Source organism: Mesorhizobium sp. M8A.F.Ca.ET.165.01.1.1, assembly GCF_004792065.1.
Lineage (GTDB): Bacteria > Pseudomonadota > Alphaproteobacteria > Rhizobiales > Rhizobiaceae > Mesorhizobium.
In genome coordinates this window covers 739,022-763,518 of record NZ_SRTH01000002.1, presented here as the reverse complement: position 1 = coordinate 763,518, position 24,497 = coordinate 739,022, and the positions used below count along the sequence as shown (strand labels likewise).

Sequence of the window (24,497 nt, the reverse complement as noted above, 5' to 3'; positions counted from 1 at the left end):
CGATCACGTGATCGCACTTGGCATGAAGGTGACCGGACCGCGCATCGCGGCCCGGTGGCTCTTTGTTGGGTTTGGCTGGTGGCGCTACTTCTGGAGGTCGGTCCAGATTTTCGTGTAAAGCGCCTGCACATCCGGCGGGCAGGCCGGCATGAACTGGCCCTTGGCGGCGAACTCCGCCGGGATATTCACCTCAGGCGCGTTCTTCATATCGTCGGGCATGAAGGCGTCCGAGCCCTTGATCCCGTTCGAATAGCGGGCGAAAGCCGAAATCATCGCGGCGTTCTTCGGGTCCATGATGAAATTCTGGAAGAGCTTGGCATTGTCGACGTTCTTGGCGTCCTTGAGGACGGCGACATTGTCCATCCAGATCGGAAAGCCTTCCTTGGGGTAGCCATAGACGATCTTGTCGTTCTGCAGCCGTTCGCGCAGCGATATGCCGTTCCAGTTGACGCCGGCGGCGATATCGCCCCTGCCCAGGCCATCGACCGCCGCATAGTCGAGCGAAAGCCATTTCGCCTTCGCCTCGACCAGCTTGTCGTGCACCTTCTTCAGCACCTGCATGTCGTTGGTGCAGTACTGGCCGCCTTCATAGGCGATGGCGAGGAACATGATGTCCCCCATTTCGGGCACGACATTGATCTTGCCGACGAGCTCGGCCGGCGGGTCGAGGAACAGCGCCGACGTGTTGGGGTCCCCGGCATAGACCGACTTGTTCACCGAAATGCCTGTCGTTCCCCACTGCCAGGGAACGGTGTATTTGCGGCCCGGATCAAAAGGAACGTCGACCCACCTGGGATCGACATTCCTGAAATTCTCCATTGCGTTGGGATCGGTTTCCAGCAGCAGGCCTTCGCTGATCCAGATCGGCACGACGCTGGCCGAGGGCACGACGATGTCATAGCCGGAAGCACCCTGGCGGACCTTGGCCAACGCGGTGTCGTTGGAGTCGTAGTCGGTCACGGTGACCTTGATCTTGTAGGTCTCCTCGAACTTCTTGATGAGGTCCGGGCTGGTGTAATTGCCCCAATTATAGATGTTGAGTTCGCCATCGGCGCGGGCAACGCCGGTTACGGCGAACAGCGACAGCCCGACGGCAGCCGCGGTCAGTTTCCAGTTCATGCGAGTTGCTCCCATTGTTGGGACCGGCGGCGGCGTCGCCTCGGGTCCATTCCTGCTGACGAAAGAAAGCCGTATCCGCCGACCGCAACCTCAAGGGTCTGGCGGAACCATCGGCGCACAGCACCTCGACGCACCGGACCTTGCCGGATGACTGCCAAGACATTCCCCTTTGTTTCGTAGCCATTCACCGGCGCATACCGGCTGGCCAACTCTGTTTTCGTTACAAGCGATAATTATAACTAAACGTACAGTCAATATCTTTGTGACGATTTGGCCAGATAGTACATTTTGCGGCAGCGCCAACGTGCAGGTGATGGTGGACGCGACGCCGGCGGAGGTACGAGGCGAACAATGGGGTACAGCAGCGCCGATCACCCAGCGGGGCGGCCGGGGAGCGAAATAAACCGGTCTTGCGCCAGCCGGTGATCTGCCACCTCAGGATAACGGCAGGTGCCTGTCGAGCTCGGCGATACTCGGATGGTGCCGATCGGTCAGCGTATCTGGCGGCCTACAGGGCCCTTTGCGGGCAAGGCATCCCGGCGGCATCACCGCAGCGTGACGCGGTGGGAACCGGTCTGGCGCTCATTTGTTCCGACTGGCGCACCAGTTCAGCGAAGACAAGCGCGAAACTTCCCAACATGACAAAGACGATGATCAGGCGTGCTACCGGCAATGTGTCGGCCTCGTCTGGCTGGCGCATGTCCCGCTGGCATTAGGATCCGCGGGATCATGCACACAAATCTACCGTACCGCAGCGTCCTTTGCGTCCCGAAGGATAAGGCGGTGCCGCGGGCGCCCCACGCCACCCATGCCGGCTAACATGATCGATCCGGCTTTACGAGGCCTTAAGCCCGACCTTAACGATCACATTCGATCGCGCCACGACATCAACCGCGACCGCCCCGTGCGGCGGCGCTGCCGCGCGTCGCTGCGCGAACTGGCAGAGGGTCTCTTTGCAGACCCGCCCGCCCCATGCTACCCCGGCGCTGGCGCGGCCAGTACCTGCCGGCGCCAATCGGTCGCGATCGGGAAGCCATGAGCACAGCCGCCAACAGCATCGCTTTCGTCTCGTCCGACACAACGGACGCCAAGGCGGCGCTGGAGAGCCTGTCGGCGCGCTACGGTCAATGTTCTGTCGCCGAAGCGACTGTCGTGGTGGCGCTGGGCGGTGACGGCTTCCTGCTGCAGACCTTGCGCGAAACGATGGGTACGGGAAAGAAAGTCTACGGCATGAACCGTGGCACGATCGGCTTCCTGATGAATGAGTATCGGTCCGGCGGGCTCACCGAGCGCATCGCGGCTGCGGTCGCCGAAACGATCCGACCGCTGGAGATGCTGGCAACCACCTCGGACGGCGAACACCTCACGGCGGTGGCGATCAACGAAGTTGCGCTGTGGCGCCAATCCTATCAGACGGCCAAGATCCGCATCAGCGTCGATGACCAGGTACGGTTGGAGGAACTGAGCTGCGACGGCGTCATGATCGCGACGCCGGCCGGATCGACCGCGTACAATCTTTCCGCGCACGGCCCGATCCTGCCGCTCGATGCGCCACTTCTGGCTCTCACGCCGGTCAGCCCGTTTCGTCCGCGACGCTGGCGCGGCGCATTGCTTTCCAACAAGGCGAGCGTGCGCTTCGACATTCTGGAGCCGGAAAAGCGGCCGGTGAACGCTGCCGCCGACCACACGGAGGTCAAGGCGGTGACCTCGGTTACGGTGCGGGAATCGCCGACGGCCACGGCGACTTTGCTGTTCGATCCCAATCACTCCTGGAACGAGCGCATCCTGGCCGAACAGTTCCGTTACTGAGCCGGCACACAGACAAGCGGCCGGATTAAGCATCGCGATTAAGGTTACAACTTCACAATCGCGCCAACCCTGCCCGTTTCTGTTGACAAATCGCGGGCTTGCGCCTAATCGCAATACCAATCTTGCAGGCGCGTGGCGCTTGCCGCGACGAATGACGTTGCGCTTCCCCGAACCAGCCAAAGACAGCAACACTTGTCCTCAGACACGACGATCGCTCAAGAAGCGTTGACCTTTTCAGACCTCGGCCTGTCGCCGAAGGTGCTTTCCGCAGTCACCGATGCCGGCTATACCCAGCCGACCCCGATCCAGGCTGGTGCGATCCCGCACGCCTTGCTCGGCAAGGACGTGCTGGGTATTGCCCAGACCGGCACCGGCAAGACCGCCTCCTTCGTGCTGCCGATGCTGACCCGGCTGGAAAAGGGCCGCGCCCGCGCCCGCATGCCGCGCACGCTGATCCTCGAGCCGACGCGTGAGCTTGCCGCGCAGGTCGAAGAAAACTTCGTCAAATACGGCAAGAACCACAAGCTCAACATCGCATTGTTGATCGGCGGCGTGTCGTTCGACGAGCAGGACAAGAAGCTGGAGCGCGGCGCCGACGTGCTGATCGCGACGCCGGGTCGTTTGCTCGACCACCGCGAGCGCGGCAAATTGCTGCTCAACGGCGTCGAGATCCTCGTCATCGACGAGGCCGACCGCATGCTCGACATGGGCTTCATTCCCGATATCGAACGCATCTGCGAGATGATTCCGTTCACCCGGCAGACGCTGTTCTTCTCGGCGACCATGCCGCCGGAGATCACCAAGCTGACGGAAAAATTCCTGCACGCGCCGGTTCGCGTCGAGGTCTCCAAGGCCGCGTCGGCGGCCACCAACATCATCCAGCGACTGGTCAAATCGGGCTCGAAGCCTTGGGACAAGCGCGAAACGCTGCGCAACCTGATCAAGGCCGAGGATGCGGAGCTGAAGAACGCAATCATCTTCTGCAATCGCAAGATCGAGGTTTCGGAGCTGTTCCGCTCGCTGCTGAAATATGATTTCGACGCCGGCGCACTGCATGGCGACATGGACCAGCGCGCCCGCATGCAGATGCTGGCCAATTTCCGTGACGGCAAGCTGCGTTATCTCGTCGCCTCCGATGTCGCCGCGCGCGGCCTCGACATTCCCGACGTCAGCCATGTCTTCAACTACGACGTGCCTATCCATGCCGAGGACTATGTCCACCGCATCGGCCGCACCGGCCGCGCCGGCCGCTCAGGCAAGTCCTTCACCATCGCGACCAAGTCCGACACCAAATATATCGACGCCATCGAGCGGCTGATCGGCAACAAGATCGAGTGGCATGACGGCGACCTGTCGACAGTGGTTGCCAGCGAAGGCGAGGACGATGCTCCGCGCCGTGGCAAAGGCGCGCCGCGCCGCGCCGGCCGCAAGGACGAGGACCGCAACGACAGGGGCGCGCGCAACAAGGGCGGCGAGCGTCGCGGCAGACGCAGCGAGGAAGATGCCGCGACCGCGGTTGCTCAACCGCAGCCGGATGTGGCCGAGACGGCCGATATTGTCGAACGGCGCGCGCGCAAGGATGCGATCCGCTCGGAAAACACCGAGCGCAAATCGTCCGACCGCAATGAGCCGCGCGCACCTGAGCGCGGTGACACCAGGCCGCAGCGCAGCAACAGCCGCCCTGCCCGCCACCATCAGGAAGACAATGACACCACCGTCGGCTTCGGCGACGACATGCCGGCCTTCATGCGCATCGTCGCCAAGGTCTGACGCCAGCCAGCAAGCCGCCTAGCCGGCTTGCCTTCCTTTTCGCCCTGCAGCCAAGAGCAATCGAGGAAAAGCCGTATGGTGCTTTCCCGTCGTGAATTGCTTGGAAACGAAGCTTTGGGGGGCCAGCGATTCTTTTGGACGCTGGTCCGCTCCAGGTCACATCGGTCCGGGCATCATCTTGGTCGGTTTCTCCAGCATCGGAAACTCGGCCTTGTTGCATTTCACCTTCGGATTCGTCGGGCTGAACATGCCGTTCGGATTGTCGTCGAGCCAGGCGTGAAGATCGTAGTGGACGAACTCCCTTGGAATAAGCGGATAGTGTCCCTCCATCGGACCCATGAAGGTTTGGCCAAACAGCTTCGGCGGCGCCTTGATGTCCGGGGTTAGCGGCACCAGCCATTCCACGCCAACCAGCTTCAGGCCTTTCTTGGTCGGCTCATAGATCAGGACGTTGGGCTTCATCGGGTCGAGTTTCTGGCCGACGCTCGGGACGTTGACGAAATGGATGCCCATGGCGCCCTTCGGATAGTCCATGGAGCCAGGTATCTTTTCGCCGCTGTAGTAGACGCAGCCGACGGTCGACAGATAGAGATCGCGGACGGCGGCGGTGTAGTCCTGATATTTGACAAGCGATTTCTTCAAGGCCTCGATGTCGGCCTTGTTGGCGTCCTCGGCATGAGCCGCAGCGAGGCCCAACCAGGCACCTACAACACTTGTCAAAGCGAGGACGCCGTAGCGTCCAAGGCTGATTGTTCTTGTCATGCATTCCTCCCAGATTTCATGATCTGGCCGTGCAAGACCGAGGCGGAAAGTGCTGATTTCGCGGCCAGTTGTACCGCCTCATCCCCTCTGGAACAGCATCGATGCTATTCCTTTCCATGACCGCGGGAAAGCTATTATTTAGAATTAGCTAATTTTCCAGTACCACACTGAAGGGGGTCGAGTCCGCGCAACAAAAAACGGCCCCATGTGGGGCCGCTTCGCATTTCTTGCCGAACAATCAGGTGAGCGGCGAAAGCTGGATCTCGACGCGTCGGTTCTGGGCCCGGCCTTCGGCCGTGGCATTGGAGGCGACGGGTCGCGTCTTGCCGAAACCGGTGACGGCGAAGCGACGCTGATCGACGCCCTGACCGGACAGGTAGTTGGCGACCGCCAGTGCGCGGCGCTGCGACAGATCGAAATTGTGCTGGTCGCCACCGGTCGAATCGGTGTGGCCGAAAACATCGACCGTGGTCTGCTTGAACTTCTTCAGCACCAGGGCGACGGAATTAAGCACCTGGTAGAAGCCGGGCTTCACCGCGTCCTGGTCGGTGTTGAAGGTGATATCCGATGGCATGTTGAGGATGATCTGGTCGCCGCTGCGCGTAACGCTGACGCCGGTGCCTTCGAGCTGCCGGCGCAGTTCCGCCTCGTTCTGGTCCATCGTGGCGCCGATCGCACCGCCAGCCAGCGCGCCGATGCCGGCGCCGATCAGCGCATTGCGGCGATCATTGCCGCCGGCAAGCAGACCAAGGCTGGCGCCTGCAAGAGCGCCAAGACCGGCGCCCGCGGCGGTGTTGGAAATCTTCTGGTCGCCCGTATACGGATCGGTGGTGGTGCACGCAGTCACGAGCAGAGCCGTCGCCATAACGACGAGCACGGTCTTTTTCATAGAATGGTCCCTCTCCAAGTCACGCCTTACGATGGCGCCAAATCAGCCCTTGGCGCGACTTGTACCATGAAATGCGGCGAAAAACGGAACGGGAAAAGTGGCCGTTGCAGCTTTTCGCCGGAGCCAGTTGCCTGACGAAGCGCCATCACGGGCTACCAGAGATTCTTGCCGTCGATGACCACCACTTCGACCTGGTCGAGATCGAAATCGTCGAACAGCCGCGAGTTGACGCTGATCTTCGGATTGTCGAAGTCCGGCTCGCCGGTCGACCAGTCCGGCGTTTCGGTGAAGGTGCCGCAGCCGCAGGTGGCGCAAAACCCATGCTTTATGGTCTTTGAACCCCATTGGTAGAAGGAAACGTTCTTCTGCGGTGTGATGAGCTTGAACTGCGATGGCGTATAGTAGGCCCAAAGCGAGCCGCGTTTCGAGCAGAACGAACAGGTGCATTGCGTCACCGTTTGCGGCGCCTCCGAGACCTCGAATATCGTCGCCTTGCAGTGGCAGCTTCCCTTGATGGCCATGAAGTCTTCTCCATTGTCCACCGCCCATGCGGCAGGGCAACATAAAGAAGCGCTCCTGGCAACTGCCTGTCAGCATGCTCCATCGCGACTGAGCATCGTCATCGTTCGAAGCGACGATGCACTTGCTTTGTCAGTACGAGCGTGGCGGCACGAACAGGCAGATGGTCTTGCCCGCGTCGAGACCCGCCTGATGCGCGCACCAGTGGAATTCGCCGTCGGGGCTGTCCTTCACGCGCCTGTCGGTCATCGGGACCACCTCCCCTGTCCCGGCGATCACATAGCCTTCGGGTTTCTCCAGCACCTCGCCCGAATGGGTCGTGCGGCAATCGTAGTTTGCACAGCAAGCAAAGGGATAACTCCAGCCCTGCGGCAGGACCGGGCTGGGCTTGGCATCGTGGGCCAAGGCAGGCGCCGTCAGCGCCGCCATCGCAAACAAGGAAAACAGCAGTCGGCCGGCCGGATGAACGGCTTGGGCCGATCTAGACGAGGCAGCAGACATCGAAACATTCCTTTCGAGCATCAAGCGTTGCGCTTGCCCGTTCCCGGAACGTGTCTTCCCAGTGGCCGTATCGTCAGCTCGCAGATATGCCGCGTCCGGCCATAAATGCTTCTGTTACAGCCCGAATGCTGGGCTGATTCCTTGGTCGGCGCAAGAAATTGCTTCGGCTACGGTGCAGCCGAGCGCCGATAAGTCAGCTCTAAAGGGTGCGCCGGCTTGGTAAACAGAAGGTTGACATCGCCGGGTCTGCAAGATGGCAGTCAACGAATTCCGGGACTGATTGGTTCCGGCTATGCGTCCGGGACGGCGTGCTCTTCCTATTGCGGCGGGTCGTCGGCGATGGTGAACCACGGCGCCTTGGAGCCGACTAGATATGCGCCGTCGGCCGAATCGTTGGATCGTCAGCCAGCGTGCCCATGGCGACGTGGACATAGGCGCCGTCGCAGACGAGCGAATAGAGCAACAAGCCGGAACGGCTGCAATGCGTATCATGGCTGCTCTCGTCGCCGAAATGGATCAGCCTGTGGGGCCCTTCGGCAAGGGTGCACTTATCCCGTTCGATCCCCGCCTCAAGATATGCCGGATTCTAGTCCAGATCCGCCACCGCTTCTCCCGCGCCGCCCTCGATGCGTTGCGAAAGCGAGGCTTCCATGAAGTCGTCGAGGTCGCCGTCGAGCACACTCGACGGGCTTGTGCTTTCGACGCCGGTGCGCAGATCCTTGACCAGCTGATAGGGCTGCAGCACGTAGGAACGGATCTGGTGACCCCAGCCGATATCGCTTTTCGAGGCCTCGGTCGCGTTGGCGACCGCTTCGCGCTTCTTCAGCTCTTCCTCGTAGAGGCGCGAGCGCAGCATCTCCCAGGCCTTGGCCTTGTTCTTGTGCTGCGAGCGTTCGGCCTGGCATGCGACGGCAATGCCGGTGGCGATATGGGTGATGCGCACGGCCGAATCGGTGGTGTTGACGTGCTGGCCGCCCGAGCCGGACGAACGATAGGTATCGATGCGCACGTCGGATTCGGAGACGTCGATCTCTATCCTGTCGTCGACGACAGGATAGACCCAGACGCTGGAGAAGGACGTATGGCGGCGCGCATTGCTGTCATAGGGCGAAATACGCACCAGGCGATGGACACCGGATTCGGTCTTCAACCAGCCATAGGCATTGTGCCCTTTGATCAGCAAGGTGGCGGATTTGATGCCCGCCTCTTCGCCGTCATGCACTTCCAGCACCTCGACCTTGAAGCGGCGGCGCTCGGCCCAGCGCGTATACATGCGCAACAGCATCGAGGCCCAGTCCTGGCTTTCGGTACCGCCGGCGCCGGCATGGATTTCGAGATAGGTGTCGTTGGCGTCGGCCTCGCCCGAGAGCAACGTCTCGACCTGGCGGGCCTTGGCCTCGCCCTGCATCGAACGGATCGCGGCCTCAGCCTCGGCGATGACGCCTTCGTCGCCCTCTTCCTCGCCGAGCTCGATCAGGCCGATATTGTCTTCCAGCGCCTGCGTCAGGCCCTTGACCGCCGCGATGCCTTCCTCGAGGCCCTGGCGTTCGCGCATTAGCTTCTGCGCTTCCAGCGGTTCGTTCCAGAGGCTGGCGTCCTCGGCTCGCACGTTCAGGTATTCAAGCCGCTTTATGGCCTGATCCCAGTCAAAGATGCCTCCTCAGCAGGGTTATCGCCTGCCTGATCTCGTCGACAATATTCTGCGTTTCCGCGCGCATGGCCTGATATTTTGTCCTGTTGCTGAATGACGCTTCGGTCGGCGCGATACATAGGGACGGTGCCGCCATGTGTAAAGCGAAATGGGCCAGCCCGAGGCTGACCCATTTGGACGTTTGAATTCGTCAGTAAAGGCCGCCGCCGCCGTCCTGGATGGCCTGGTTGGCCTGCGGCGACAGGGCGCCGCCGGAAGCGTTGGAGCCATCGGCGCCCATGCCGATCACCCAGTAGCTGTCGGCGGGGCCGGTGCCCGGTTTGAAGGCCTCGATGATGGTGCCGGGATCGCCCGAGGATGCGCGCATGCCGGTCTTGCGGTTGATGGCGATCAGGTTCATGCCGTCAGGCACCTTGAAGTCGACATTGGGCGTGCCGTCCAGCGCCACGCGCATGAAATCCTTGAAGATCGGGGCCGCAAGACCACCGCCGGTGGCGCCATGGCCAAGGCCGCGCGGCGTGTCGTAGCCCATGTAGAGGCCGACCACGAGGTTCGGCGTGAAACCGATGAACCAGGCGTCCTTCTCGTCGTTGGTGGTGCCGGTCTTGCCGGCGATGTGGCGGCCAAGCTCGCCGATGGTGGCGCCGGTGCCGCGCTGGACGACACCTTCCATCATCGAGGTGATCTGGTAGGCGGTCATCGGATCGAGCACCTGCTCGGAATTGTCGACCAGTTCCGGCTCCGGCTGGTTCTTCCATTCAGGCGCGTTGCAGCCTTCGCAGCCACGCTCATCCTGCTTGAACACCGTCTTGCCGTAGCGGTCCTGGATGCGATCGATCAGCGACGGTTTGATCGACTTGCCGCCATTGGCCATGATCGAATAGGCCGAAACCATGCGCATGACGGTCGTCTCGCCCGAACCCAGCGCCATCGGCAGATATGGCGCCAGATGATCATAGACGCCGAAGCGCTCGGCATATTCGACGACCAGCTTCATGCCCATGTCATTGGCAAGGCGCACCGTCATCAGGTTGCGCGACTTCTCGATACCGGAGCGCAGCGTTGCCGGACCGGCGACCGTGCCGTCATAGTTCTTCGGCGTCCAGGTGGTGTTGCCGCTCTGGATGGTGATCGGTCCGTCCATGATCACCGAGGCCGGGGTATAGCCATTGTCGAGCGCGGCCGAATAGACGATCGGCTTGAACGAGGAGCCCGGCTGGCGCATGGCCTGGGTGGCGCGGTTGAATTCGGACTGCGAATAAGAGAAACCTCCGACCATGGCCAGCACGCGGCCGGTGTGCGGATCCATCGCGATCAGGCCGCCTTCCACCTCGGGAACCTGGCGCAAGCTGTAGGCATTGTCGGAACCGTCGTTCTTCTGGACGAAGATGACGTCGCCGGGCTTCAGCACGTCGGCCGGCGACTTTGCCTTGACCGTCTTGCCATCGACCAGATGGCGCATGGCGAAACCCATGTCGTCCTTGCTGACGGTGCCTTCGACGCGGTCCTTGACGATGTCGCCCGACGCCTGGCGCGCGGGCTGGAGGCCGATCGACAGGCCGGATGCCGAACTGTCGAGCACGACGGCAAGCGACCACTCGGGAACGTCTTCCAGCCCCTTGACGGCGCCCAATGGCACACCCCAGTCGCCGGAGACGTCGATCGTCTTCACCGGCCCGCGATAGCCGCGCAGAGTATCGTATTTCATCAATCCGTTCTGCATCGCCTTGCGGGCAATGAGCTGGACCTTCGGGTCAAGGGTGGTGCGAATCGACAGCCCGCCCTCATAAAGGGCGTTCTCGCCGTAGCGGGCGATGATCTGCCGACGAACCTCTTCCGTGAAATACTCGCCGGCGAAAAGGTAGGAGCCGGTGCGGCGCGGAGCAACGCCAAGCGGCTCGGCCTTCGCCTTCGCGCCCTCTTCGGGCGTAACGTAACCGTTTTCGACCATCTGGCCGATCACCCAGTTTCGCCGTTCAATTGCCCGGTCGGCGTGCTTGAAGGGATTGTAGTTGGCCGGGCCTTTCGGGAGCGATGCCAGATAGGCGGCCTCGGCCACGGTCAGCTCGTTCACCGATTTATCGAAGTAGGTCAGTGCGGCACCGGCAACGCCATAGGCGTTGAAGCCGAAGAAAATCTCATTGAGATAGAGCTCAAGGATACGATCCTTGGAATAGGCCTGCTCGATGCGAAACGAAAGGATGGCTTCCTTGGCCTTGCGCTCCAGGGAGCGCTCGTTGGTGAGCAGGAAGTTCTTGGCAACCTGTTGGGTGATCGTCGAGCCGCCCTGCATGGGGCCACCCGAAACGTAAGTCATCACCGCTCTGCCCAACCCGGTAATGTCGACACCAGGGTGGCTGTAGAAGTTCTTGTCCTCCGCGGACAGGAAGGCAGCCTTGACGCGATCCGGGATGGCCTGGATTGGCAAATACAGGCGCCTTTCTCGTGCATACTCCGCCATCAGCGCGCCATCCGAGGCATGGATGCGGGTGGTCACGGGAGGCTCGTACTTGGCCAGCACTTCGTAGTCGGGCAGATCCTTTGCCACATGGCCGATGTAGAGGGCCACGCCCGCCGCGGCCAGGAGGGCCAGCGTCGTGCCGATGCCGAAGAAATAGCCAATGAGACGAATCATACCCGCTCCAGTCCTTGGTTCGGGAATTTCCTAAACGAAGCCGCCTTCCACGCAAGCTTTCGAGCCGGTCCCAATCCGCAATCGAAAACCCATGTCGCCACCATGTGGACAAAATACGGCAGGGCCGCGTTTCGAGGCCGCAAGCCTGAAATAAAAGCACCGGGTGTTGTCATCCCGCAACGCCGCCTCTGGTTGCAGGCGCCGCGGGCATCGTCAACCTCCGGTTCCAGGCCCGGCGCGCGCGGAAGCGAACAATGCGACGGCGTTGGTGATGCTTTGCGCTGCCTTGCCGCGCCACTCGGTGTCGAGCAGTTGCGCCTCGTCCTTGGCGTTGGAGAGATAGCCGAGCTCGACCAGCACGGACGGCACGTCCGGGGCCTTCAGCACCTTGAACCCGGCCGAACGCTGCGGATTGTTGATAAGGCCGACGCTTGTCGAGAGCTGACCGACCAAAGTATGGGCAAAACTCATCGAGAAAGTGTGCGTCTCGCGCCGGATCAGGTCGATCAGGATGTCGGTCACTTCCTTGTTGTCGTCCTTGATGACCATGCCGGCGAACTGGTCGGACAGATTTTCACGGTCGGCAAGCGCCTGTGCTTCCGGATCGGAAGCCTTGTCGGAGACCGTATAGACAGTGGCGCCGCGGATACCCTTGACGCTGATCGTGTCGGCATGGATCGAAATCAGCAGATCGGCCTCATGCTGGCGGGCGATGCGCACGCGGTCGTCCAGGCGCAGGTATTCATCGGTATCACGGGTCATGAAGACATCGTATCTGCCGACCGCCGCGAGCTTGTCGCGCAGTTCCGTGGCAAAGGCCAGCGTGACGTTCTTCTCGATGGTGCCGTTCAGGCCTTCGGCACCGCCGTCCACGCCGCCATGGCCGGGGTCGATGACGACGGTGAACCGGTGGCCCGGATTGGAGACAGGTCCGGTGCCGACCCGGCCGCCCTTGTCGGTCGAAACCGTGGAACCGGTGGTCAGCGCCTGGTTGGCAAGGGCGGCATCAAATTCACGTTCGGAGGCCGCCGACATGTCGACGGCAATGCGGTAGCCGGTTCCGTCCTCATTCTTGAGCACATCGAGCTTGTCGACGGCGAATGGTCCCTTGCCGGTCAGAATCAGCCGCGCGACGCCCTCGCCGAGTTCGCCCAGCCGCACACCCTTGACCAGGCCACGCGGCTTCAAATCCTTGGCATCTACGGCAAATCGGGTGTTCGCAAGATCGATGACAAGGCGATTGGGCCCGCGCAGCAGGAACCATTTGACGTCAGGCTCGCGATCGAACTCCATGACGATGCGCATCTTGGTGGCATCGCCGGCCATTTTGTAGCCCCTCGCCACAAGCGTCGTGTCGGCGGCGCTGGCAAGCGTGGAAAAGGCAGACGAAAACACCACCAGCAACACGAGGCAGAAGGCATGGAGACTCTGGCCGCCAACACGACATCCCTTGTCTGTGAAGTCCGCCAGTCCCATCTCTCTTCCAGTCGCTCCCGGTTTGGCGCCCGGCGCCCGTTCATTTCATCGACGCGCCGGTCAGGCCGCGAATTCGATTAACGATTGGTATCCAGAGAAGGTTAACCAAGCCTTTTCATGCAAGGTTCGGACCCAGGCTTACGTTACGGAACTGCTTTTTGCCGGCATCGGAAATCGGGGTTGCCTTCCAACCCGCCAAATCATAAAAGCGATGGTGGATCACTGCAATCCTGGAACCGCCCTCCTCCGCAGCTTCCTGCTACAGGGTCAGATGAAAGGCGGCTCCTTTCGCTTCACGCGAAAAGGCTTCAGGTGATTGCGACGAATTTCGCAGGTGTGCTCCCGTGGCGGGGGAATCGCCTGCGTGAGGAAAACGGCCGGGTTGTTCCCGCGCCGGCTCTGTATGAGCAAACAAGCTGGTCCGGTTTCCGGGCTTTGGTTCAAAAGGTTCTGCTGGTGACGATGGCTTCAAGCGCAATCATGGAAACGTCCGCATCAAACCGCGCCAATATGGCTGCGGGCGGCACCGCCATGACACGCAGGCACCGTCCGGCGGACGTTCAATTATCCGGCACCCACTCTCATCCAGACACACAGCAGCGGGCTTTGCCCCGCCAGCTGCGGCTGACGGCTGCCGGGGGGAAACGAAATAATGCCCAACAAAATGCTGATAGACGCCTCCCACCCGGAGGAAACACGCGTTGTCGTCGTACGCGGTAACCGTATCGAAGAATTCGACTTTGAATCGCAGGACAAGAAGCAGCTCAAAGGAAATATCTACCTCGCCCGCGTAACGCGCGTCGAACCCTCCCTTCAGGCAGCCTTTGTCGAATATGGCGGCAACCGTCACGGTTTTCTCGCCTTCAGTGAAATACACCCCGACTACTACCAGATTCCGGTCGCCGACCGTCAGGCACTGCTGCGCGCTGAAGCGCAGGAGGCCGAGGACGAAGAGAACGAGGACGGCGAAGGCGACGATCGCCAGAGCCGGGATCGCGGGCGGCGCGGTCGCCGGCGCGGCGGCAAGAGCCGCGACCGTGGTGAAAACAGGCGCGATGCCGGCACGGCCGATTCCGGCGAGGCAAACGAGGTCGCCGGCGAGACAGACGAAAACAACGACAATGGCGCGGATGCCGTCGCCGAGGACATGTCCAACGTTTCGGGAACCATGGAACCCGATGCCTCGGAACACGCCGGTGCATCGGAACGTGACGTTGCATCCGAAGATAACGGGGCATCCGAAGATAACGGGGCATCCGAAGATAACGGGGGTTCTTCCGAACAGGATGAAGGCGAAACCAGCGACGGTGGCCCCAAGTCGATCGCCGCCTCCGTCGAAGGCGACGTGATTTCCGAACCCGTGCCGCAGGCGGAACAGGGCAGCGAAGCCACTTCCGTCGACAATGACCGCGGGATGCTCGAGGAAGTATCCTCTTCCCATCCGGACGATCATGAGATCGAATCGGTTGGCGCCGAGGATGCGCTCGAGGAAGTGCGCAACCGCCGCAAGCCGGTGCGCCGCCAGTACAAGATCCAGGAAGTGATCAAGCGCCGGCAGATCCTGCTGGTGCAGGTCGTCAAGGAAGAGCGCGGCAACAAGGGTGCAGCGCTCACCACCTATCTGTCGCTTGCCGGCCGCTATTCGGTGCTGATGCCGAACACGGCGCGCGGCGGCGGCATTTCGCGCAAGATCACCAGCGCGGTCGACCGCAAGCGCCTCAAGGAGGTCGTCGCCGATCTAGAAGTGCCGCAAGGCATGGGCGTCATCCTGCGGACCGCCGGCGAGAGCCGCACCAAGGCGGAGATCAAGCGCGATTACGAATATCTGATGCGGCTGTGGGAGAACGTGCGCAATCTCACGCTCCAGTCCACCGCCCCTGCCCTCGTCTATGAGGAAGGCAGCCTGATCAAGCGTTCGGTGCGCGATCTCTACAACAAGGATATCGACGAGATCCTGGTTTCCGGCGACGAGGGCTACCGCGAAGCCAAGGACTTCATGCGCATGTTGATGCCGAGCCACGCCAAGGTGGTTCAGCCGTTCCGCGATACGACGCCGATCTTCGTGCGCAACGGCATCGAGGCGCAGCTCGACCGCATGCTGCAGCCGCAAGTGACGCTGAAGAGCGGCGGCTACATCATCATCAACCAGACCGAAGCGCTGGTCGCCATCGACGTCAATTCGGGACGCTCCACCAAGGAGCACTCGATCGAGGACACCGCGCTCCACACCAATCTGGAAGCGGCCGAGGAAGTCGCCCGCCAGCTCCGGCTGCGCGATCTTGCCGGCCTGATCGTCATCGACTTCATCGACATGGAGGAGAACCGCAACAACCGCTCCGTCGAGAAGCGGCTGAAGGATCACCTCAAGAACGACCGCGCCCGCATCCAGGTCGGCCGCATCTCGCATTTCGGCCTGATGGAGATGTCGCGTCAGCGCATCCGCGCCAGCGTGCTGGAATCGACCATGAAGCCATGCCCGCATTGCGGCGGCACCGGCCATGTGCGCTCCGATTCGTCGGTGGCGCTGATGGTGGTAAGGGCGATCGAGGAGTTCCTGCTCAAGGATTCGCGCAGCCACATCACGGTGCGCACGCCGGCCGCGACCGCGCTCTACGTGCTCAACCACAAGCGCGGCACGCTGGTGGAACTGGAAAGCCGCTTCGGCCTGACCGTCACCATCGAGGCCGACGATACGGTTGGTGCCCAGCACTACGCGATCTTCCGCGGCGCGCTGGCCGAAAAGCCGGAAGGTTTCGTCGAGGCGCGCAGCCTGCCGGCCTATGTCGAGCCGGAAGAGCCCGAGGACGAGATCGTCGTCGCCGAGGAGGAGGACGAAGCGCCGGTACAGGCCGAGCAGCCACGGCACGCCCAGCCGGCGCAGCATCAGCAGCCCAGATCCGGCGAGGAAGGCGAAGGCCGCGACCGCAAGCGCCGCAAGCGTCGCAGGCGGCGCGGCGGCAAGGATCGCGACCGCGAGCATGGAGCCCCGACCGACGGCGCGCCCCATTCCACCTCGGAGGACGGCCTCTCTGCGTCGGAAAGCGCAGCGGACCATGACGATGTCGAGCTGGACAACGACGCTGCGGTCGCCGCAACGGAGACCGTCGAAACGGCGGAAGCATCCGACGATGGCCAAGGCAAGAAGCGCCGGCGCGGCAAGCGCGGCGGCAAGCGCAACCGTCGCGAAGACGGTGAAGGCGAGACGGAGGCGGCAGCCGGCGAAACGACCGAGCCTGCCGAGGCTGACGCTTCGCTAAGCGAGCCTGTGTCGATCGAGCCGGTGGCTGCGGCGGCCGCCGAAGAGCCGGCGGCTACTGTGAGCGACGAGGTGCCTAGCACCGAAAAGCCAAAGAAGCCGCGGCGCGCAGCCAAGCCCAAGAAGGCAGCCGCCGAGGCTGTGGCCGAGGAGCCGACCGCGGAAGCGGCCGTTCAGGCAGCCGCCGCGACGCCAGCCACGGCATCGGACGAGGCAGCGGTCGCCGGGGAGACACCGAAGGCCCGGCCATCACGCCGCAAGGCGGCAGCCGCCGATACACCTGTCGTACCGGTGGTTTCCTCGACCGTCGCCGATGAGCCGGAAGCCAAAGCCGAATCCGAAGAAAAGCCCAAGCGTGCCGGCTGGTGGCAGCGGAAAGGCTTTTTCTAGGCTTTTCAAATTCTTGAATTGATTTTCTGACAAAAAGAATCCCGCGCCGATCGAAACGAACGGCGCGGGATTTTTCATATCCGGCAGGTCGTGATCGCTATGGCGCGAAGATCGACCAGTTCATCATCCTGGCGAGCTTTTCCAGCGCGATCGAACCCAGCTTGGAATTGCCGTTGGCGTTGAGGCCGGGCGACCAGACGGCAAGCGAGGCGACCCCCGGCACGATACCCAATATACCGCCGCCAACGCCGCTCTTGCCGGGAATACCGACGCGGAAGGCGAAATCGCCGGAGCCGTCATAGTGGCCGCAGGTCAGCATCATGGCGCCGATGCGCCGCGCCCGCTCCGCCGACACCACCTGATACCCGGTCGCCGGGTTCTTGCCGCCATTGGCGAGGAAGCGACCGGCCATTGCCAGTTGCCGGCAGCTCATGGCGATGGCGCAATGATGGAAATAGACGCCCAGCGCCAATTCCGGCGCATGATGGAGATTGCCGAAGGATTTCATGTAATTTGCGAGTGCGAAGTTGCGGTAGCCGGTGGCCCGTTCGGAAGCCGCGACCTCGCGGTCGATGATGATGGTCTCGTCGTCGCAGAGGAACTGGATGAAGCGCAGGATCTCGCCGATCGCCTCGCGCGGCTGGTGGCCGGCAAGCAGGATGTCGGAAATGACGATAGCGCCGGCATTGATGAACGGATTGCGCGGAATGCCGTTCTCATGCTCGAGCTGGACAATCGAGTTGAACGGGTTGCCGGACGGCTCGCGCCCGACCCGCTTCCACAGCGCGTCGCCGACATTGCCGAGCGCCAGCGTCAGGGTAAACACCTTCGAGATGCTCTGGATCGAAAAAGCCTGGTCGGCATCGCCAGCCACCAGCACGCCGCCGTCATTGGTGACGGCCGCGATACCGAATTTCTTTGGATCGATCTTGCCCAGTTGGGGAATGTAGGTCGCGACATCGCCGCGATCGGTGCGTTCAGCCATTTCCGCCGCGACTTCCGCCAGCGCCTGTTCGAGCTCCGGCATGGCGCTACCTCAACCAGCGTTCGATGCGCGCCATCGCCTCGACCATGTCGTCGTGGCTGCCGGCATAGGAAAACCGCATCGTGCGGTGGCCCGCCCGGGTGTCGAAGTCACGGCCGGGCGTCGCCGCCACATGCGCCTCGGCCAGCATCTTGCGGGCAAAGGCCATGCTGTCATTGCTGTGCCGGGTGACATCGCAAAAGGCATAGAAGGCGCCATCCATGGGCGCCGTCAGGGGAAAACCCAGCTCCGGCAGGCGCTTCATCAGAAGCTCGCGATTCCAGGCATAGCGCCGCTTCACCGCTTGCAATTCCTCGGTTGCGGCAAAGGCCTCGATCGCCGCGATCTGCGACAGCTCCGGCGGCGAGATGTAGAGGCTCTGGGCGATGCGCTCTACCGGCCGCACGAGGTCTTCCGGCAACACCATCCAGCCGATGCGCCAGCCGGTCATGCAATAGTATTTCGAGAACGAGTTGATCACCGTCACGCTGTTGCTAAAGGCGAGTGCCGTGGTGTCTGGGGCCCCATAGGCAAGCCGATGATAGATCTCATCTGAAATGACGGCGATGCCGAGGGATTCCGCCGTGGTGACCAGGGTCGCCAGTTCGTCGGCCGGTATGACGGCGCCGGTCGGATTGGCCGGACTTGCAAACAGCACGCCCTTCAGAGGCTTCTCCCGATGCGCGGCCTGCAGATGACCGGCATGCAGATAAGCCGCGTCGCCGAGTTCGATTTCGACCACGTCGATGCCAAGGGCTGCCATGATGTTGCGATAGGCGGGATAGCCGGGCGCGGCGATGGCGACCCGGTCGCCGGGATCGAACATCGCCAGGAAAGCGAGATTGAAGGCCGCCGACGATCCGGTGGTCACCGCGATCCGGCCAGGGTCGACATCGAGGCCGTAGTGATCCGCGTAATGCCCCGCGATCGCCTTGCGCAGCGGGGCCAGGCCCAAGGTGTCGGTATAGCCGATGCGTCCAACCTCCAGCGCCTTGGCCGCGGCGGCGCGAACCCTGACAGGCGCCGGATCGGATGGCTGGCCGACCGCCATGGAAATCACCGGCACGCCCTGTGCCTTCAGCCGGTTCGCTTCGGCCAGCACATCCATGGCGTGGAACGGCTCGACATTGCCGCGATGGGAGAGCGAAACGACCATTTTTACCCCTGTTGCGAGGATTGAGCGCGCCAGGTCCTGACGCATGCGCCGCACAAATGCCCGATTGATGTGAGGATCACAAGTTGAGGAAGTTTTTCAGGCGCCGACTTTTCATCTTTCGCCCGCTCGTCTACCAGTGGACACATTATGTTGAGCCGACCCAGATCGACGATTGCCCGGGCAGCGCGTGTCTTCGCGACGATCTCGCTTGCCGCCGCGGTTGCAGTGGCCGGTTCGGTGACCGCCTTCGCCCAGGGCGTGCCAGTGGTACGCGACGCCGAGATCGAAGCTCTGGTACGCGATTATGCACGGCCGATCTTCAAGGCGGCCGGGCTGGCGAATGACGGCATCGACATCGTGCTGGTCAATGATTCCAGCTTCAACGCCTTCGTCACCGGGCGCCGGCTGTTCATCAACACCGGCGCGCTGATGACGGCTGAAACACCGAATGAAATCATTGGTGTCATCGCGCACGAAGCCGGGCATATCGCCGGCGGCCACCAGCAGAAACTGCGCGAGCAACTCGAACGCGCCAAGACCATGGCCATCATCGCCACCTTGCTCGGTGCCGGCGCCATGGTCGCCGGCGCGACGACAAACAGCCGCGGCCTTGCCGGGGCCGGCATGGGCGTGGCGGCTGGCGGCGGCGAGATGGCGCAGCGCAGCATCCTCGCCTATCAGCGCACCGAGGAAATCACGGCCGACCGCTCGGCCATCACCTATCTCAATGCCACCGGCCAGTCCGGCATGGGCATGCTGAAGACCTTCCACCGCTTCCAGACCGCGCTGTCGCTGTCAGGCGCGCAGGTCGATCCCTACCGGATCAGCCATCCGATGCCGCAGGACCGCATCGCCAATCTCGAGGTGCTGGTCAAGCAGAGCCCCAATGTCGACAAGCTCGACGCGCCGACGCTGCAGCAGCGCCATGACATGATGCGGGTGAAGATTGCCGTCTACATGGAAGGCCAGGCCGCCGCGGCGCGGCTGATACAAAAGATGCGCGGCGGCATGGCGGCGCTATACGGCGATGCCCAGTCGACCTATCTCTACGGCAACCTCGACGCGGCGCTCGCCAAAACCAACGCCCTGATCAAGGCGCAGCCCAAGAATGCCTACTTCCAGGAACTGCGCGGCGATATATTGATGAAGGCGAACAAGCCTAGGGATGCGGCCGACGCCTACGCCAAGGCTGTCAGCCTCGATCCGGCACGGTCCGGCCTGCTGCCTGTCTCGCTTGGCCAGGCGCTGATGGCGGTCGGCACGCCCGACTCGCTCAAGAAAGCTGTCGTGCAGATCAACAATGGCCTGGGGCGCGACAAGGAAAACTCCACCGGCTATCGTTATCTGGCGCAGGCTTACGGCGAGTTGGGAGACATACCGGGCGCCGAGCTTGCCACCGCCGAAGGCCATTTCTATTCCGGTAACTACAAGGATGCGAAGATCTTCGCCATGCGGGCGCAACAGCAGATGAAGCGCGGCGAGCCGCGCTGGATACGCGCCCAGGACATCATAAACTACAAATCATCAGGCAAGAGCCAGTAAACTCATGAACCCTCCGGCCGTGTGCTGCGACACAGCCAGACCGGAAAACAGGCAGAAGGAACGAGAACGATGAAGAAGGCACTGCTGCTGTGCACCACGGGGGTTGCGGTCGCCCTTGCCATGGTGGCTTTCGGTTTCGTGGCCGGCAATCCGCAGGTTGCGAAGGCCGGAACGGCGCAGCCTGCCCAGACGGCGCAGCCTGTCCAGACGGCGCAGCCTGTCCAGACGGCGCAGCCTGTCCAGACGGCGCAGCCTGCCCAGTCGGCCGTGGCCGATACCAAAATCGACCGCGCCGAGGTCGAGGGAATCATCCGCGACTATCTCCTGAAGAATCCGGAAGTGCTGCTCGAAGTGCAGGACGCACTCGAGGCCAAGCAGAAGGAGGAGCAGCGGCTCGCGGCGCTCGGCGTCATCAAGAACGCCAAGGACCAGATCTTCAACTCCACCTTCGACGGCGTCGTCGGCAACCCGAACGGCAAGGTAACGATCGTCGAGTTCTACGACTACAATTGCGGCTTCTGCAAACGCGCCATCGAGGATATGCGGGCCCTGACCAAGTCCGATCCGGATCTGCGCTTCGTGCTCAAGGAATTTCCGATCCTCGGCCCGGACTCGCAGAAGGCCAGCGTCGTTTCGATGGCGTTCCACCTGATGATGCCGGAGAAGTACGGCGAGTTCCACAATGCGCTGCTCGGCGGCCAGGGGCGCGCCACCGAGGCAACCGCGATCAAGATCGCACTTTCGCTCGGCGCCGACGAGGCGACGCTGCGCGAGAAGATGAAGGACGCGTCGATCCCCGAGGCCTTCTCCAAGACTTACGATCTTGCCAACAAGCTGCAGATCACCGGAACCCCTTCCTACGTCGTCGGCAACGAGGTCGTGTTCGGGGCGCTCGGGCAGGAAGTGCTTGCCGAAAAGATCGAGGCGGCGAAAGCCGCGCTTTGACCGGCGAGTGGTTTTCTTCACGGGCACGTTTCGGCCTGTTGTGGACAGTGAAAGAACGCACTTGCGCTCTTTCCGCGGGCGACTATGCCCGGTATAGAGGCCCAGCGCGCCGGCTTGACGTCGGCGCCGGAAAAGGTCGACTTTTTTGAAAACGGTTTTCGTCCTGAACGGTCCCAATCTCAACGCGCTCGGCAAGCGCGAGCCGGGCATCTATGGCGGCAAGACGCTCGCGGCCATCGCCGACGACTGCAAGCAGGCAGGCAAAGCGCTCGGGATCGAGATCGATTTCCGCCAGTCGAACCATGAAGGCGATCTTGTCGACTGGATCCAGGAAGCCGGCGACAAGGCCGCCGGCATCGTCATCAATCCAGGCGCCTACAGCCACACCTCGATTGCCATCCACGACGCCATCCGCTCGATCGCGCCGCTGCCGGTCGCCGAAGTTCACCTTTCCAACATCCACGCGCGGGAACCGTTCCGCCACGTCTCCATGGTCGCGCCGGTCGCTGTCGGCATGATCTGTGGCTTTGGGCCGCTCGGCTACACGCTGGCGCTGCAAGCGCTGGCCGCACGCCTATGACCGGCCAACAAACAGAAGGCTCGAAAATGTCGATAAAGAAGACCGGTGTTGACCAGCAACTGATCCGCGATCTGGCGGGCATACTGAACGACACCAACCTGACCGAGATCGAGGTTGAACTCGGCGACCTGAAGGTACGGGTGTCGCGGCAGGCGCCCACCGTCCATGCGATCGCCGCACCGCAACCGGCCTATGCGCCGGCAGCGGCATCCCAATCTGCCGCCGTGGCTGCCCCGGCCGCGGTCGACGTGTCCAAGAACGCCGTCCCTTCGCCCATGGTCGGTACTGCCTACCTGGCGCCGTCGCCGGACGCCAAGCCGTTCATCGAGGTCGGCCAGAAGGTCAAGGAAGGACAGACGCTCTTGATCATCGAGGCGATGAAGACGATGAACCAGATTCCCTCGCCGCGCGCCGGCACGGTGACGGCGATCCTGTTCGAGGACGCGACGCCGGTCGAATACGGCATGCCGCTTGTCGTGATCGAGTAGAGCGAGCCGGATGTTCCAGAAGATCCTCATCGCCAATCGCGGCGAAATCGCACTTCGGGTGCTGCGCGCCTGCAAGGAACTCGGCATCCAGACGGTGGTGGTGCATTCGACCGCCGATGCCGACGCCATGCATGTGCGGCTGGCCGACGAAAGCGTGTGCATCGGTCCGCCGCCGTCGCGCGACAGCTATCTCAACATCCACCAGATCGTCGCGGCCTGCGAGATCACTGGCGCCGACGCCGTGCATCCGGGCTACGGTTTCCTGTCGGAGAACGCCAAGTTCGCCGACATCCTGGCGGCGCACAACATCACCTTCATCGGTCCGTCCGGCGACCATATCCGCGTCATGGGCGACAAGATCGAGGCCAAGCGCACCGCAAAGCGTCTTGGCATTCCGGTGGTGCCCGGCTCCGACGGTGCGGTGACCGAGGAAAAGGAAGCCAGGCGGATCGCCGCCGAGATCGGCTATCCCGTCATCATCAAGGCGTCGGCCGGCGGCGGCGGACGCGGCATGAAGGTGGCGCATACCGAGGCGGACCTCGAAATCGCCCTGCAGACGGCGCGTTCGGAGGCCGGCGCGGCCTTTGGCGACGACGCGGTCTACATCGAGAAATACCTGGAGAAGCCGCGCCACATCGAGGTGCAGGTGTTTGGCGACGGCTTCGGCGGCGGCGTGCACTTTGGCGAGCGCGACTGCTCGCTGCAGCGGCGCCACCAGAAAGTCTGGGAAGAGGCCAATTCGCCGGCGCTCAACGCCGAGGAACGGTCGCGCATCGGCGGCATCTGCGCCAAGGCGATTGCCGATCTCGGCTATTCGGGCGCCGGAACGATCGAGTTCCTGTACGAGAACGGCGAGTTCTATTTCATCGAGATGAACACGCGTCTCCAGGTCGAACATCCGGTGACGGAAGCGATCACCGGAATCGATCTGGTCCACGAGCAGATCCGCGTCGCTTCCGGCGGCGGCCTTTCGGTCAAGCAGGAAGACATCAAGTTCAACGGCCACGCCATCGAATGCCGCATCAATGCCGAGGATCCGCGCACCTTCACCCCCTCGCCCGGCACGATCACCCATTTTCATACGCCCGGCGGCCTCGGAATCCGCGTCGATTCCGGTGTCTACTCCGGCTACAAGATCCCGCCCTACTATGACAGCCTGATCGGCAAGCTGATCGTGCATGGGCGCAACCGAGTCGAATGCATGATGCGGCTGCGCCGGGCGCTCGACGAATTCGTCGTCGACGGCATCAAGACGACGTTGCCGCTGTTTCGCGATCTCGTCGGCAATGCCGACATCGCCAACGGCGACTACGACATCCATTGGCTGGAAAAATATCTGGCCAAGGGCGAATAGCGCGGGGACGCGATGACCCGTCCATACGCGCCAGGCTATCGCATCCCCACCGACCTTCTGCTCAAGGCATACGCCTCGGGCGTGTTCCCGATGGCCGAAAGTGCTGGTGACCCGGAAGTGTTCTGGGTGCGCCCGGAAACGCGCGGCATCATTCCGCTCGAGGGCTTTCACACGCCCAAAAGCCTGCAGAAGACGATCCGCAGGCACCCGTTCGACATCCGTTTCGACTTCGACTTCGAGGCGACGATCGACGGCTGCGCCGAAAAGCGCGAGGAGCGCCGCTCGACCTGGATCAACGCGCCGATCCGCGAAGCCTATGTGCAACTGCACCGGATGGGACACTGCCATTCGGTCGAGGCATGGCGGGGGGGGCGTCTGGTCGGCGGGCTCTATGGGGTCTCGCTCGGGCGGGTGTTTTTCGGGGAAAGCATGTTTTCCAAAGAGACGGACGCGTCGAAGATCTGTCTCGTGCATCTCGTCGAGCGCCTGAAGGCACGCGGCTTCGCACTCCTCGATACGCAGTTCACCACCGAGCACCTCAAGCGCTTCGGCGCGGTCGACGTGCCGCGCGGCAAGTATGAGAAGATGCTGGCCGACGCGCTGAAGGGCGAAGCGATCTTTTTTCCGTAGG

19 protein-coding genes are annotated in these 24,497 nt (G+C 62.5%); 9 read left to right on the top strand and 10 right to left on the bottom strand.

Features of this window, described 5'->3' with window-relative positions:
• Positions 1-84: 84 nt before the first annotated feature.
• On the bottom strand, positions 85-1,119 hold the full coding sequence (locus tag EN808_RS08425; protein WP_127281143.1) for an extracellular solute-binding protein: 1,035 nt from the start codon (positions 1,117-1,119) through the stop codon (positions 85-87).
• Positions 1,120-2,154: 1,035 nt separating this feature from the next.
• Between EN808_RS08425 and EN808_RS08415 the strand changes: the two genes are divergently transcribed.
• Positions 2,155-2,928: an NAD kinase gene (locus EN808_RS08415; RefSeq protein WP_127280995.1), complete on the top strand. Its 774-nt coding sequence runs from the start codon at positions 2,155-2,157 to the stop codon at positions 2,926-2,928.
• A 192-nt stretch (positions 2,929-3,120) separates the two neighbouring features.
• The gene (locus EN808_RS08410; protein ID WP_189343638.1) at positions 3,121-4,698 is read left to right on the top strand and encodes a DEAD/DEAH box helicase; all 1,578 of its coding nucleotides are present in this window, start codon (positions 3,121-3,123) and stop codon (positions 4,696-4,698) included.
• A 156-nt stretch (positions 4,699-4,854) separates the two neighbouring features.
• Here EN808_RS08410 and EN808_RS08405 read toward each other — a convergent pair whose 3' ends face one another.
• From EN808_RS08405 to EN808_RS08375, 7 genes are all read right to left on the bottom strand, one after another.
• Positions 4,855-5,460, bottom strand: a complete 606-nt coding sequence (locus EN808_RS08405; protein WP_135864240.1) for a hypothetical protein — start codon at positions 5,458-5,460, stop codon at positions 4,855-4,857.
• 238 nt (positions 5,461-5,698) lie between these two features.
• Complete coding sequence (locus EN808_RS08400) at positions 5,699-6,349, bottom strand: OmpA family protein (RefSeq protein ID WP_015318025.1); 651 nt, start codon at positions 6,347-6,349, stop codon at positions 5,699-5,701.
• A gap of 152 nt (positions 6,350-6,501) precedes the next feature.
• Positions 6,502-6,870: a GFA family protein gene (locus EN808_RS08395; protein WP_127279144.1), complete on the bottom strand. Its 369-nt coding sequence runs from the start codon at positions 6,868-6,870 to the stop codon at positions 6,502-6,504.
• Positions 6,871-7,000: 130 nt separating this feature from the next.
• The gene (locus EN808_RS08390; protein ID WP_127279145.1) at positions 7,001-7,369 is read right to left on the bottom strand and encodes a hypothetical protein; all 369 of its coding nucleotides are present in this window, start codon (positions 7,367-7,369) and stop codon (positions 7,001-7,003) included.
• Positions 7,370-7,955: 586 nt separating this feature from the next.
• A protein-coding gene (gene prfB / locus EN808_RS08385; RefSeq protein ID WP_127279146.1) for a peptide chain release factor 2 occupies positions 7,956-9,087 on the bottom strand; the annotation gives its coding sequence in 2 pieces (ribosomal slippage) (positions 7,956-9,020 and positions 9,022-9,087; 1,131 coding nt in all).
• 123 nt (positions 9,088-9,210) lie between these two features.
• Complete coding sequence (locus tag EN808_RS08380; RefSeq protein WP_127869405.1) at positions 9,211-11,655, bottom strand: penicillin-binding protein 1A; 2,445 nt, start codon at positions 11,653-11,655, stop codon at positions 9,211-9,213.
• 213 nt (positions 11,656-11,868) lie between these two features.
• Positions 11,869-13,131 (bottom strand): N-acetylmuramoyl-L-alanine amidase, encoded by a 1,263-nt coding sequence (locus tag EN808_RS08375; RefSeq protein WP_127869406.1) that lies wholly within the window; start codon positions 13,129-13,131, stop codon positions 11,869-11,871.
• A 652-nt stretch (positions 13,132-13,783) separates the two neighbouring features.
• On the opposite strand from EN808_RS08375, the gene EN808_RS08370 reads away from it, so the two are divergent.
• Positions 13,784-16,777, top strand: a complete 2,994-nt coding sequence (locus EN808_RS08370; protein WP_135915534.1) for a ribonuclease E/G — start codon at positions 13,784-13,786, stop codon at positions 16,775-16,777.
• Between the two features lie 97 nt (positions 16,778-16,874).
• Here EN808_RS08370 and EN808_RS08365 read toward each other — a convergent pair whose 3' ends face one another.
• A complete protein-coding gene (locus EN808_RS08365; protein ID WP_135880264.1) occupies positions 16,875-17,804 on the bottom strand; it encodes a glutaminase in 930 nt (309 codons plus the stop codon).
• 4 nt (positions 17,805-17,808) lie between these two features.
• Positions 17,809-18,957: an aminotransferase class I/II-fold pyridoxal phosphate-dependent enzyme gene (locus tag EN808_RS08360; protein WP_135915533.1), complete on the bottom strand. Its 1,149-nt coding sequence runs from the start codon at positions 18,955-18,957 to the stop codon at positions 17,809-17,811.
• 147 nt (positions 18,958-19,104) lie between these two features.
• On the opposite strand from EN808_RS08360, the gene EN808_RS08355 reads away from it, so the two are divergent.
• From EN808_RS08355 to aat, 6 genes are all read left to right on the top strand, one after another.
• Positions 19,105-20,499: a M48 family metalloprotease gene (locus EN808_RS08355; RefSeq protein ID WP_127279914.1), complete on the top strand. Its 1,395-nt coding sequence runs from the start codon at positions 19,105-19,107 to the stop codon at positions 20,497-20,499.
• Positions 20,500-20,568: 69 nt separating this feature from the next.
• Positions 20,569-21,444 carry a DsbA family protein gene (locus EN808_RS08350; RefSeq protein ID WP_135915532.1) on the top strand — a complete coding sequence of 292 codons (876 nt, stop codon included), beginning with the start codon at positions 20,569-20,571 and terminating at the stop codon, positions 21,442-21,444.
• Positions 21,445-21,589: 145 nt separating this feature from the next.
• Positions 21,590-22,024 carry a type II 3-dehydroquinate dehydratase gene (aroQ, locus tag EN808_RS08345; RefSeq protein ID WP_127279916.1) on the top strand — a complete coding sequence of 145 codons (435 nt, stop codon included), beginning with the start codon at positions 21,590-21,592 and terminating at the stop codon, positions 22,022-22,024.
• Positions 22,025-22,050: 26 nt separating this feature from the next.
• Positions 22,051-22,512 carry an acetyl-CoA carboxylase biotin carboxyl carrier protein gene (gene accB, locus EN808_RS08340; protein ID WP_127279917.1) on the top strand — a complete coding sequence of 154 codons (462 nt, stop codon included), beginning with the start codon at positions 22,051-22,053 and terminating at the stop codon, positions 22,510-22,512.
• 10 nt (positions 22,513-22,522) lie between these two features.
• The gene (gene accC / locus EN808_RS08335) at positions 22,523-23,866 is read left to right on the top strand and encodes an acetyl-CoA carboxylase biotin carboxylase subunit (protein WP_127280307.1); all 1,344 of its coding nucleotides are present in this window, start codon (positions 22,523-22,525) and stop codon (positions 23,864-23,866) included.
• A gap of 12 nt (positions 23,867-23,878) precedes the next feature.
• Entirely contained in the window at positions 23,879-24,496 is a 618-nt protein-coding gene (aat, locus tag EN808_RS08330; protein ID WP_127869411.1) for a leucyl/phenylalanyl-tRNA--protein transferase, read from the top strand.
• Position 24,497: the final 1 nt, after the last annotated feature.